We start from the raw sequence: 11,502 nt of genomic DNA, 5'->3' as shown, positions 1-11,502 counted from the left end.
TAGACCGACCCGTAGGCGTGCCCGCCGGTCCGCTCGTAGACCGGGCAGACATTGAGGCACGCCGAGCAGCGGATGCAGTGCAGCGCGGTGCGGCCCAGCTCGTCGGCCAGGACGTGGGTCCGGCCGTTGTCCAGCAGCACGACGTGGAACTCCTGGGGACCGTCCCCTTCGGTGACGCCGGTCCAGGTGGAGGTGTAGGGGTTCATCCGCTCCCCCGTGGAGGACCGCGGCAGCAGCTGCAGGAAGACCTCGAGGTCGCGCCAGGTCGGCACGAGCTTCTCGATGCCCATCACCGTGATCAGCGTCTCCGGCAGCGTCAGGCACATCCGCCCGTTGCCCTCGGACTCGACCACCATGAGCGTCCCGGTCTCGGCGACGCCGAAGTTGGCGCCGCTGATCGCCACCTTGGCCCGCAGGAAGGTCCGCCGCAGGTGCCGCCGCGCGGCCTCGGCCAGCGCGGCAGGCTCGTCGGTCAGCTCCGGCCCCGCCTCGGGCATCTCCCGCACGAAGATGTCGCGGATCTCGGCCCGCCCGCGGTGGATGGCCGGCACGAGGATGTGGGAGGGGCTGTCGTGCCCGAGCTGGACGATGAGCTCGGCCAGGTCCGTCTCGTGCGGCGTGATGCCCGCGGCCTCGAGCGCCTCGTTGAGCCCGATCTCCTGGGTGGCCATCGACTTGACCTTGACCACCTCGTCCTGACCGGTGGCCCGGACCAGGTCGGTGACGATGCGATTGGCCTCGGCCGCGTCGCGGGCCCAGTGCACGACACCACCGCGCTGGGTGACCTTGGCCTCGAACTGCTCCAGCAGCTCGGGCAGCCGGTCCATCGTCGCGGTCTTGAGGGCGCTGCCGGCGTCACGCAGCTGCTCCCAGTCCGGCACCTCGTCCACCACCGCGGCGCGCTTGGCCCGGATGGTGCGCGTCGCGTGGCCCAGGTTGCGCCGCAGCCGTGCGTCACGCAGCTCGTGCCGCGCCGCCTGCGGGAACGGCTCGTCGCCGCTGAGGTGACCCACCCCGGCAGGGGCGACGGGTCCGGGAACCCCCGTGCTCGGCATACCGAGGAACACACTCATCAGGCCACCCCCTGCTGGCTCGCCAAGACTTCCGCGAGGTGCACCGGGCGGATGCCGGTGCGCATCCGGCCCAGCCCCCCGCCGATGTGCATCAGGCAGGACATGTCCCCGGCGGTGACCACCTCCGCGTGCGTGCTCATCACGTTGCTCATCTTGTCGGCCAGCATCGCCGTCGAGGTCTCGGCGTTCTTGATCGCGAAGGTGCCGCCGAAGCCGCAGCACTGCTCCGCCGCGGGCAGCTCCACCAGGTCGATCCCCCGCACGGCGCGCAGCAGCTGCAACGGCTTGTCCGGGCCCTGCCGCGTGGCCCCGACCATCTCGCCGGCCACGTGCAGCAGGCGCAGCGAGTGGCAGGTGGGGTGGTAGGTGACCCGGTGCGGGTAGCTCGCCCCCACGTCGGTCACGCCCAGCACGTCCACCAGCAGCTCGGACAGCTCATAGGTGCGGTCGGCGACCTTCTCGGCCCGCGCCCCCAGCGCCTCGTCCCCGGCCCGGCGGGCGATCGTCGCGTGCTGGTGGCGCACCGACCCGGCACACGACCCGGACGGGGCCACGATCGCCTCGACATCCGCCTCCAGCGCGGCCTCGAACACCTCCACGTGGTGACGGACCAGACCGAGCGCATCCTGCTGGTAGCCGGTGTTGGTGTGCATCTGGCCACAGCAGGTCTGTGCTGCCGGGAAGACGACCTGGTGGCCCAGGCGTTCGAGGATCGTGACGGTCGCCTTGCCCACGTCGGGGAAGAGCACGTCGCCGAGACAGGTGACGAACAGTCCGATCCGCATGGCCCCAGTCTGCCGCCCCTGTCCACCCTGTCGCCTCTTCCGCTGACGGCGAACATGAGCCGGTGCGGCTCAAGGCGGTGGAACAGGGGGGAGCAGCGCGGCGTTGTCCCGATCGTGCATCGGTCCCGCACGGCGCGGGTACTGGTGCCCCTGAGCACAGATAGCATCGAGGTATCTCGATAGCGAGGAGCAGACGATGTTCGAACGGTTCACCGACCGGGCCCGGCGGGTTGTGGTGCTGGCGCAGGAAGAAGCGCGCATGCTCAACCACAACTACATCGGGACCGAGCACATCCTGCTCGGCCTCATTCACGAAGGAGAAGGCGTCGCCGCCAAGGCTCTGGAGAGCCTGGGCATCTCGCTCGACGCCGTGCGCGAGCAGGTTCAGGAAATCATCGGCCAGGGTCAGCAGGCCCCGACCGGGCACATTCCCTTCACCCCCCGCGCCAAGAAGGTGCTCGAGCTGTCCCTGCGAGAGGGACTGCAGCTCGGCCACAACTACATCGGCACCGAGCACATCCTGCTCGGCCTCATCCGCGAGGGTGAGGGTGTCGCGGCGCAGGTCCTGGTCAAGCTGGGGGCGGACCTCAACCGGGTGCGGCAGCAGGTCATCCAGCTGCTGTCCGGCTACCAGGGCAAGGAGCCGCAGGGGGCCGGGGTCGGCGGCAGCGCCGAGGCGACCCCGAGCGGGTCGCTGGTGCTCGACCAGTTCGGCCGCAACCTGACCCAGGCCGCCCGAGAGGGCAAGCTCGACCCCGTCATCGGTCGTGAGAAAGAGATCGAGCGGGTCATGCAGGTCCTCTCCAGACGGACGAAGAACAACCCGGTACTCATCGGGGAGCCGGGCGTCGGCAAGACCGCCGTCGTCGAGGGTCTTGCCGCCGACATCGTCAAGGGCGAGGTGCCCGAGACGTTGAAGGACAAGCAGCTCTACACCCTCGACCTCGGCGCGCTCGTCGCCGGCAGCCGCTACCGCGGTGACTTCGAGGAGCGCCTGAAGAAGGTGCTCAAGGAGATCCGGACGCGCGGCGACATCATCCTGTTCATCGACGAGATCCACACCCTCGTCGGTGCCGGGGCCGCCGAGGGCGCGATCGACGCCGCCAGCATCCTCAAGCCGATGCTGGCCCGGGGCGAGCTGCAGACCATCGGCGCGACGACACTCGACGAGTACCGCAAGCACGTCGAGAAGGACGCCGCGCTCGAGCGTCGGTTCCAGCCGATCCAGGTCAACGAGCCGAACCTCGCGCACGCCATCGAGATCCTCAAGGGGCTGCGCGACCGCTACGAGGCGCACCACCGCGTCTCGATCACGGACGCGGCGCTGGCCACGGCGGCCAACCTGGCCGACCGCTACATCAACGACCGGTTCCTGCCCGACAAGGCGATCGACCTGATCGACGAGGCCGGCGCCCGGTTGCGGATCCGCCGGATGACTGCGCCGCCGGACCTGCGCGAGTTCGACGAGAAGATCGCGCACGTGCGCCGCGAGAAGGAGTCCGCGATCGACGCGCAGGACTTCGAGAAGGCCGCGTCGCTGCGGGACGACGAGAAGCAGCTGCTCGAGCAGAAGGCGCAGCGCGAGAAGGAGTGGCGCAGCGGCGACATGGACGTCGTCGCAGAGGTCGACGAGGAGCTCATCGCCGAGGTCCTCGCCGCGTCCACCGGCATCCCGGTGTTCAAGCTGACCGAGGAGGAGTCCAGCCGGCTGCTCCACATGGAGGACGAGCTGCACAAGCGGATCGTCGGCATGGACGACGCCATCAAGGCCCTGTCCCAGGCGATCCGGCGCACCCGCGCCGGGTTGAAGGACCCGCGCCGTCCCGGTGGGTCGTTCATCTTCGCCGGGCCGACCGGTGTCGGCAAGACCGAGCTCGCCAAGACGCTGGCCGAGTTCCTCTTCGGTGACGAGGACAGCCTGATCCAGCTCGACATGAGCGAGTTCTCCGAGAAGCACACCGTCTCGCGGCTGTTCGGCTCGCCTCCCGGTTACGTGGGGTACGAGGAGGGCGGCCAGCTCACCGAGAAGGTGCGGCGCAAGCCGTTCTCGGTCGTGCTCTTCGACGAGGTCGAGAAGGCCCACCCCGACATCTTCAACTCGCTGTTGCAGATCCTCGAGGACGGCCGGCTCACCGACTCCCAGGGCCGGGTGGTCGACTTCAAGAACACCGTCATCATCATGACCACCAACCTCGGCACGCGGGACATCGCCAAGGGCGTCTCGCTCGGCTTCACGCCGGGCGGCGACACCCAGACGTCCTACGAGAAGATGAAGAACAAGGTCACGGACGAGCTCAAGCAGCACTTCCGGCCCGAGTTCCTCAACCGGGTGGACGACACCATCGTCTTCCCGCAGCTGACCGAGGACGAGATCGTCGCGATCGTCGACCTGATGGTCGCCCGCCTCGACGAGCGGCTGAAGGACAAGGACATGGGCATCGAGCTCACCGCGTCCGCCAAGAAGCTGCTGGCCAAGCGCGGCTACGACCCGGTGCTCGGGGCGCGGCCGCTGCGTCGGGCGATCCAGCGCGACATCGAGGACATGCTCTCCGAGAAGATCCTCTACGGCGAGATCGGTGCCGGCGAGGTCGTGGTGGTCGACACCGAGGGCGAGGGCAAGGAGGCGCAGTTCACCTTCAAGGGCACGCCCCACTCGCGCGTCCCGGACGCCCCGCCGGTCGAGGCCACCCAGGAGTGACGTCCTCACGGTAGTTCCTCGCTGAACCCCCGGTATGCCGGCCGCTCACCGTCAGGTGGGCGGCCGGCATACGTCTGTCCGGGGACGTGCCCGCGGGGTGGGTTCCGACGTAGGGTCACGGCATGGTCGCTGAGACCTCGCACGTGCGGTCGGCGCCGGGACGCGGCCCGATCGGGCGGGCCGTGGGCTACCGGTATGCCGGGATGCCGGCGGGTGCCCACCGCGGCGTCCCGAGCCGGTGGCTGACCCTCATCGTCACCCTCGAGGAGCCGCTCGACGTGACCGACGGGTCCGGGCGGCGCGGCCGGTTCGACGCGATGGTGGCCGGGCTGGACGACACGGCCTCGCTGATCCGCCACGAGGGGCGGATGAGCGGGGTGCAGCTCGACCTCGACCCGCTGGCGGCCAGAGCAGTGTTCGGGATGCCGGCGAGCGAGCTGGTCCGCCGGTCGGTCGCGCTCGAGGACGTCTGGGGGACTGCAGCGGTACGGCTGCGCGAGCAGCTGCACGAGGAGGGCGACGGGGTGGCCCGGCTCGAGCTCGTCCTGGCCGAGGTCGAGCGGCGTCTCGGCGAGGCAGCCGCGCCGCAGCCGGAGGTGGCGCACGCCTGGCGCCGGCTCGCCGGCGCCGACGGCCTGGTCCGGATCGAGGAGCTGGCCCGTGAGGTCGGCTGCTCCCGGCGCCACCTGTCCGGCCGGTTCCGTGCCGAGCTCGGGCTGTCGCCGAGCCGGGTGCGCCGGGTGCTGCGCTTCGACCGCGCGCAACGGTTGCTCGCGTCCACCCCGCGGCCGCAGCTGGCCGCGATCGCGGCCGACGCCGGCTACGCCGACCAGGCCCACTTCACCCGGGACTTCACGGCGTTCGCCGGGTGCCCGCCAGTGTCGCTGCTGCAGGACCCGCTGCGCCTCGCCGGTCCGGACGCCCGCTGACCGTTGCGGTTCAGGTCGAGGCGCGGTGTCGCCGTCACCCGGCCGCACGCGTGGGCGTGGCGGGCCGGCGGGTGGGCAGCTCGCCGGCCGGCTGCTCGGCCGTCACGGCGATCAGGCGCAGTCCCAGGGCCATCCCGGTCAGGCAGGCGAGCTGGGCCAGGACGGTGAGCGGGTCGTGGGCGACCGCGTCGCCGAAGACCAACCAGCCGAACCCCAGCGCCACCACCACATCGATGATGTTGAGCAGCGGCATCGAGACGGCCAGTGGCGCGCGGTGGTAGGCCCGCTGGTTGAGTGCCGTGCCACTCACCCCGACCAGCAGGAACACCCACAGCTCCCAGGACAGCGCCGCCCCGGGGATGCCACCGTGCTGGGCCTGCGTCACCACGACCTTGAGCAGCCCGGCCGTGAGGCCGAACAGGACTCCGGTGCTGACGCCGAACAGCATGGCGCTGCGGGTGGGCTGCCGGAGCCTTTCGGCCGTCACGGCGGTGCCCACGACGACCAGCAGCGCAGCCACGGTGAAGCCCACCGCATGGCTCCCGTGCGGCAGCCGGTGGTGGTCCTGGGCCCGGCTGACCACCAGGAAACCGGCCAGGGCCGCAGCGGTCAGCAGCACGCCGGACAGTTCCCGGCCGGACGGGGTGCGGCGATCGAGCGCGGCCCGCACGACCACCGCCAGCACCACGCCGCTCACCATCAGCGGCTGGACCACGGCCAGCGGTCCGAGGCGCAGGGCGAGGGCGTGCAGGACCAACGAGGCCACACCCAAGGTGACACCGAGCAGCCACGCCCGGCGCGTGAGCAGGTAGCCGATGAGCCGGATCGGGCCGCGCACGTGCTCCGGCGCACCGCTCGCGTCCCGGTGCTGCAGCGACGAGGACAGCGAGAACCCGCACGCCGACAGGGCCGCCACCACGATCGCGGGGCCCAGGTCGGGTGCAAGCGGGGGCACGGTCGTCAGGCCCTCGCCGTCGCCGCGGAGAAGGGTGGCTGGTTGGTGGAGGGCTGGCCCAACCGCACGGGCAGCGACTCCAGGCCGTAGACGATCGACGTCGGGCGGAACTGCAGCTCGGCCGGGTCCGCCGCGAGGCTGAGGTGGGGGAACCGGCCCACCAGGGCCCGGAAGGCGATGCGCAGCTCCGCCCGGGCCAGCTCGGCACCGACGCAGCGGTGTGGGCCGTGGCCGAAGGCGAGGTGGCCGGGGGGCCCGACACGCTGTGTGTCGAGGCGTTGCCGGGTGGGGCCGAACTGCTCGGCGTGGTTGGCGGCGGCCAGCGAACAGACCACGGCGTCGCCCGCCCGGATCCGCTGGCCGCCCAGCTCGTGGTCGACCCGGGCGAACCGCGGAAAGGCGACCTGGACCACGGAGAGGTAGCGCAGCAGCTCCTCGACGAGGCGCTCGACGTCGTCCGGCTCGCGGCACAGGGCGGCGTACTGCGCGGGATCCTGCAGCAGGGCCATCGTCCCCAGGGCCAGCATGCTCGCTGAGGTCTCGTAGCCGCCGAGGAACAGGCCGTCGGCCAGCCCGCCCAGCTCGACGTCGTCGAGCTCGTCGCCGTGGGACCTGACCAAGGAACCGATCAGCCCCTCCCCGGGGCGCTGCCGCTGCCGTGCGGCGACCCCGATGAGGAACTCCCTGGTGGGTGCGGCGGCGCCGAGGAGCCCACGGGCGCCTCCGCTGAAGTCGAAGCGGGCCTGACCCAGCGTGCGGAACTGTTCGCACTCCTCCATCGACAGGCCGAGGAGCTCGCAGATCACCCGGAAGGGCACCGGGAAGGCGAACCCGCTGACCAGGTCGATCGGCGCGTCACCCTCGGCCGCGCGCTCGAGGGTGTCGAGCTGCTCGTGCACGATCTGCTCGATGCGCGGCTCGAGCCGCGCCAGCCGACGGCGGGTGAACTCCGGCGTGAGGTAGCGGCGCAGCCGGGTGTGGTCGGGGGGATCGGTGAAGCCGAGACCGCCGATCGCCTCCGACCCGGTGGCCTCCGTGCGCCGGACCAGCTGCCGGACGTCGTTGCTGTACCGGTCGGTGTCGGCCAGGACGCTGCGCACCTCGTCGTACCCGGTCGCCAGCCAGAGCCGCATCCCGAGCACCGAGGCCCACCGGTGCACCGGCGCGGTGTCGGCCCGCTCCGTCCACTCGGGCACCGGGTCCAGCCCTCGACGTTGCAGGGGGAGGAAGAAGGACCGGGGCAGCACGCGCAAGAGCAGAGGGTTCTCCCCGGAGAGGACCTTGCCCCACGCCCGCCGGCCACCCCAGCGCTTCACCGCGCCGATGCCCAGCGTCCCCACATGGTCCTCCCGTGCCCCTCGGCGCCCCTCCGCCTGAACTGGCCAGGGCGCGGTGACCTCAAGTATGGCGATCGTAGGCCCGCCCCGTCGGCATCTGGTCGCGACTCGCCCTCACGACCCACCAACGCTGGTGACTGCCGAGCAGGTGGCTCCGGGCAGGGCGTCGTTCCCCTTCGTTCAAGACCCGGCAGGGACAGGCGCACCACGATGGGACCTGCAGGGGCGAAACACGTCGCCCCCCGTCGACATCACGGAGGAACCAGCGATGACGCACACACCCACGACGACGGTCGGCGTCTGGCCGACGTTCCAGTACACCGACGCACCGGCGGCGATCGACTTCCTCGTCGACGCGCTCGGCTTCACCGAGGTGGTCCGCTACGCCGACGGCGACACCATCCACCACGCCGAGCTGCGCGGGCCGCTCGGTGGCGGCGTGATGCTCGGCTCCCGCCGCGCGGGCTCGCCCCTGAGCGACCAGCCGCCCGCGGCCGGGTCGGCATACCTTGTCTGCGCGGAACCGGACGAGCTGTATGCCCGGGCCCGTGCGGCAGGTGCCCGGGTGGTGCGGGAGCTACAGGACACCGACTACGGCTCAAGAGAGTTCAGCGTCGCCGACCCGGAGGGAGTCATCTGGAGCGTCGGCACGTATGCCGGCCAGGCCGGTTGAGGGCCCCTCTCGCCCCGGGTCTGCGTCGAGCGGCGACGTGGGCCCGGGGCGGACCGCGGTTCCGGGCCCGGCACCGCTTTTGCCCGACGTCGACTTCGTGCTATCTGTGGAGGTGGAGCGTCGGACCTGACGTGACCCCGGACGAGGGCAGCCGTACCCGGAGACGACGACGGTTGTGGTCCAGGAGGTCGTCATGGCTGACCCGTCGCAGATCATCCAGGTGGTCGGTGCCCTGCTCGTGCTCGCCGGTTTCGCCGCGGTGCAGGCGAACCGCATGTCGCCAACCCAGTGGAGCTACCTGTGGCTGAACGCCCTCGGGTCCTCGGCGCTGGCGGTGCTCGCCTGGCTCGGGCGGGATTGGGGGTTCCTGCTGCTCGAGGGGGTGTGGGCGCTGGTCTCCTGGTGGTCGATGGGGCGCAAGGTGGCGCACCGCGGCGACGGCCGGGGCCACGCTACGGTGCAGGAGGACACGACGGAAGGACAGGCTGATGGCCACCGTGAGCGTTCGGTACATCGTCAATGACGTCGACGAGGCGATCGCCTTCTACACCGAGCACCTCGGGTTCCGTGAGCAGCTGCACCCGGCGGACACGTTCGCGATGCTCACCCACGGCGACCTGCGGCTGCTCCTGAGCGCCCCCAGCCTGCAGGGCGGCGGCGGTCAGGCGATGCCGGACGGGACCAATCCCGAGCCCGGCGGCTGGAACCGCTTCTCGCTGGAGGTCACCGGCCTGGAGGACCTCGCCGCCCAGCTGCGCGGCGCCGGCATCCGCCTCCGCAGCGACATCATCAGCGGCGTGGGGGGCAACCAGCTGCTGGTCGAGGATCCGGCCGGCAACCTCGTCGAGCTCTTCGAACCAACCCGGCCCGAGGCGTGGCTCGAGGGCCACAGCAGCTGAGCGCCGTGCGCTTCCTGGTCCTCGGCGGCACCGCCTGGTTGGGCGGACAGGTCGCGACCGCCGCGCTCGCCCGCGGCCACGAGGTCAGCTGCCTCGCGCGGGGCACCTCCGGCTCGCCTCCGGACGGGGCAGCGCTCGTGCGCGCCGACCGCGACGACGCCGAAGCCTACGACCTGGTGGGCCGAACCGACTGGGACGTGGTCGTCGACGTGGCGCGCCAGCCGGGGCACGTCCGCCGCGCCACCGAGGCGCTGCATGACCGTTGCGGGCGTTACGTGTTCGTCTCCTCGCTCAACGTGTATGCCGACCACGCCACTCCCGGCGCGGACGAGAGCGCCGCGCTGCTCCCGCCGCTGGGCGGCGACGTCATGGAGAACATGGAGACCTACGGCGAGGCCAAGGTGGCCTGCGAGCAGCACGTGCTCGGGGCCTTCGGGCAGGACCGCGTGCTGGTCGCCCGCGCTGGGCTCATCGGCGGTCCGGGAGACGTGTCCGGCCGGACGGGCTACTGGCCGCTGCGGCTGGCCCGGCCGGCCTCCGGGGACGGACAGGTGCTGGTCCCCGACATCGGTGACCACGCCACCCAGGTCCTCGATGTCCGCGACCTGGCGGCCTGGCTCGTCGACGCGGGTGCCTCCGGCACCGCCGGAGCCTTCAACGCCACCGGCGAGACTGTGCCGTTCGCGGCGCACCTGGACGCCGCCCGCACGGTCGCCGACCACCACGGTGCGCTCGTCACCGCGCCGGAGGACTGGCTCACCGAGCACGACGTGCAGCCCTGGATGGGGCCGCGTTCGCTGCCGTTGTGGTTGCCCGAGCCGGAGTATGCCGGGTTCGCCGACCGCGACAACTCCGCCGCCCGGGCCGCAGGGCTCACCCTGCGACCGCTGGAGGAGACCCTCGCGGACGTGCTGGAGTGGGAGCTCGCCGAAGGCGCGGACCGGTCGCGCGGGGCCGGGCTGACCCGCGCCGAGGAGGGTGAGCTCCTCGAGGACTACGCGCAGGAGCAGCCGCGCGACCCCCGGCGCCGTTCCACGGCCCCGTGAGGCGGCGCTCGCGGACCCCGACGGCGGTGCTGCGCCGCAGACGTGCCGTCGCCCGGGTGCCGGGCGAACGGACTTTCCGGACCGTCGCCCTCCTCGTGCGCGCGCTGCTGACCCCGGTCTGCACCATCGAGTCGCAGGGTGCGGAGCTGCCGGCTTCGGGACCCTTGCTCATCGCCGCGAACCACCTGTCGGTGATCGATCCCTTGGTGCTGGGCGTGACGGTCGTGGTCCGCGGGCGCATCCCGCGCTTCGTCGTGCGGCCCGGGTTGCTCGAGGCGCCGGTGGTGGGCTGGGTGTCGCGGCTGCTCCTGCCGCTCCCGGTGGAGCCCGTCTCGGGTGACTACGGGGCGACGCTGTCCGCGGCCGCCGACACGCTGCGGCGGGGGGAGTGCGTCGTCATCTACCCCGAGGGTCACCTCACCCGCCGGTGCGACCAGCTCCCGGAACGGGGGCGTCCCGGCGTCGCCTGGCTGGCAGCCACCACCGGTGTCCCCGTGACTCCGGTCGGCCACTGGGGCGCCCAGCAGGTCTGGCGGTTCGGGCGTACCGCCCTGCTGCGCTGGCCCCTGCGTCGCGCGCGGGCCGTCGTGTGCTTCGGCGAGCCACTGACGCTGTCCCGGTCGACCACCGCCGCCGACCTCGTTGCCGCCACCGAGCGGGTCATGGCCGCCGTCACGCGGCAGGTCACGGTGGCCGCCCGCCGGCGCTGAGGCCCCCCGTGGGAGAACGCGCCCCGGGAGTACGCAGCCACAGCGGTGCGCTGGGTAGGCTCGGCACCACCATGGAGGAGAACAAGGCCCGTCGCGTCGTCGACGCCCTGCGCGCCCGCGGGACGAATGCCGAGCTCGCCCGCGTCGGCGTCCACCAGTTCGGGGTCAACGTCAAGCTCCCGCACGGCCGCCTGGCCACGTGGGACTCCGACGGCACCGCCGGACTCGAGGCGCAGGTGATGCGCGACGGCGTGCTCGTGGGATTCGTGCCGGTGATCGAGGGCTCGGAGAACTACACCGAGGAGCAGGTCGTCGACGCGATCGTGCGCACCGACTACGACCAGCCGATCGCGTCCCAGCGGAAGACTCCACCCGCTCCCGCGCCGCCGCTCCCGCC

The 11,502-nt window shown here is 72.0% G+C and carries 12 protein-coding genes; 8 read left to right on the top strand and 4 right to left on the bottom strand.

Annotation, left to right across the window (positions count from 1 at the left end; genetic code table 11):
• A partial coding sequence (locus tag VFL99_RS14065) for a lactate utilization protein B (RefSeq protein ID WP_325107001.1) occupies window positions 1-1,073 on the bottom strand: 1,073 nt, incomplete at its 3' end.
• Window positions 1,073-1,858, bottom strand: a complete 786-nt coding sequence (locus tag VFL99_RS14060; protein ID WP_325107000.1) for a (Fe-S)-binding protein — start codon at window positions 1,856-1,858, stop codon at window positions 1,073-1,075. The genes VFL99_RS14060 and VFL99_RS14065, both read right to left, overlap by 1 nt.
• A 196-nt stretch (window positions 1,859-2,054) precedes the next feature.
• Here VFL99_RS14060 and VFL99_RS14055 point away from each other — a divergent pair, with 196 nt between their 5' ends.
• On the top strand, window positions 2,055-4,556 hold the full coding sequence (locus VFL99_RS14055) for an ATP-dependent Clp protease ATP-binding subunit (protein ID WP_325106999.1): 2,502 nt from the start codon (window positions 2,055-2,057) through the stop codon (window positions 4,554-4,556).
• A 122-nt stretch (window positions 4,557-4,678) separates the two neighbouring features.
• Complete coding sequence (locus VFL99_RS14050) at window positions 4,679-5,485, top strand: helix-turn-helix domain-containing protein (protein WP_325106998.1); 807 nt, start codon at window positions 4,679-4,681, stop codon at window positions 5,483-5,485.
• A gap of 34 nt (window positions 5,486-5,519) precedes the next feature.
• Here the strand turns inward: VFL99_RS14050 and VFL99_RS14045 are convergent, their stop codons facing one another.
• Both VFL99_RS14045 and VFL99_RS14040 read right to left on the bottom strand, forming a co-directional pair.
• A complete protein-coding gene (locus VFL99_RS14045; protein ID WP_325106997.1) occupies window positions 5,520-6,440 on the bottom strand; it encodes a DMT family transporter in 921 nt (306 codons plus the stop codon).
• A gap of 5 nt (window positions 6,441-6,445) precedes the next feature.
• Window positions 6,446-7,780: a cytochrome P450 gene (locus tag VFL99_RS14040; RefSeq protein ID WP_325106996.1), complete on the bottom strand. Its 1,335-nt coding sequence runs from the start codon at window positions 7,778-7,780 to the stop codon at window positions 6,446-6,448.
• Between the two features lie 265 nt (window positions 7,781-8,045).
• Here VFL99_RS14040 and VFL99_RS14035 point away from each other — a divergent pair, with 265 nt between their 5' ends.
• The 6 genes from VFL99_RS14035 to VFL99_RS14010 form a co-directional block, all read left to right on the top strand.
• Window positions 8,046-8,450 carry a VOC family protein gene (locus VFL99_RS14035; RefSeq protein ID WP_325106995.1) on the top strand — a complete coding sequence of 135 codons (405 nt, stop codon included), beginning with the start codon at window positions 8,046-8,048 and terminating at the stop codon, window positions 8,448-8,450.
• Between the two features lie 193 nt (window positions 8,451-8,643).
• Entirely contained in the window at window positions 8,644-8,973 is a 330-nt protein-coding gene (locus VFL99_RS14030) for a CBU_0592 family membrane protein (RefSeq protein WP_325106994.1), read from the top strand.
• Window positions 8,939-9,349, top strand: coding sequence for a VOC family protein (locus VFL99_RS14025; protein ID WP_325106993.1), 411 nt, complete (start codon window positions 8,939-8,941; stop codon window positions 9,347-9,349). The genes VFL99_RS14030 and VFL99_RS14025 overlap by 35 nt, the downstream gene beginning before the upstream one ends.
• A gap of 5 nt (window positions 9,350-9,354) precedes the next feature.
• Window positions 9,355-10,395 (top strand): NAD-dependent epimerase/dehydratase family protein, encoded by a 1,041-nt coding sequence (locus tag VFL99_RS14020; protein ID WP_325106992.1) that lies wholly within the window; start codon window positions 9,355-9,357, stop codon window positions 10,393-10,395.
• Window positions 10,392-11,105, top strand: coding sequence for a lysophospholipid acyltransferase family protein (locus VFL99_RS14015; protein ID WP_325106991.1), 714 nt, complete (start codon window positions 10,392-10,394; stop codon window positions 11,103-11,105). The genes VFL99_RS14020 and VFL99_RS14015 overlap by 4 nt, the downstream gene beginning before the upstream one ends.
• A 71-nt stretch (window positions 11,106-11,176) precedes the next feature.
• Window positions 11,177-11,502: hypothetical protein (locus VFL99_RS14010; protein ID WP_325106990.1), on the top strand; the 326-nt coding region annotated here is incomplete at its 3' end.

The sequence above is a fragment of the Segeticoccus sp. genome (assembly GCF_035708005.1).
Note: the sequence above shows the minus strand (reverse complement) of the source record. Positions and strands in the feature narration are given on the sequence as shown.

Excerpts from the sequence above, each read along its gene's own strand:
- VFL99_RS14055 (WP_325106999.1), top strand. The coding sequence starts at position 2,055 with ATGTTCGAACGGTTCACCGACCGGGCCCGGCGGGTTGTGGTGCTGGCG.
- VFL99_RS14050 (WP_325106998.1), top strand. The coding sequence starts at position 4,679 with ATGGTCGCTGAGACCTCGCACGTGCGGTCGGCGCCGGGACGCGGCCCG.
- VFL99_RS14060 (WP_325107000.1), bottom strand. The coding sequence starts at position 1,858 with ATGCGGATCGGACTGTTCGTCACCTGTCTCGGCGACGTGCTCTTCCCC.
- VFL99_RS14025 (WP_325106993.1), top strand. The coding sequence starts at position 8,939 with ATGGCCACCGTGAGCGTTCGGTACATCGTCAATGACGTCGACGAGGCG.
- VFL99_RS14030 (WP_325106994.1), top strand. The coding sequence starts at position 8,644 with ATGGCTGACCCGTCGCAGATCATCCAGGTGGTCGGTGCCCTGCTCGTG.
- VFL99_RS14035 (WP_325106995.1), top strand. The coding sequence starts at position 8,046 with ATGACGCACACACCCACGACGACGGTCGGCGTCTGGCCGACGTTCCAG.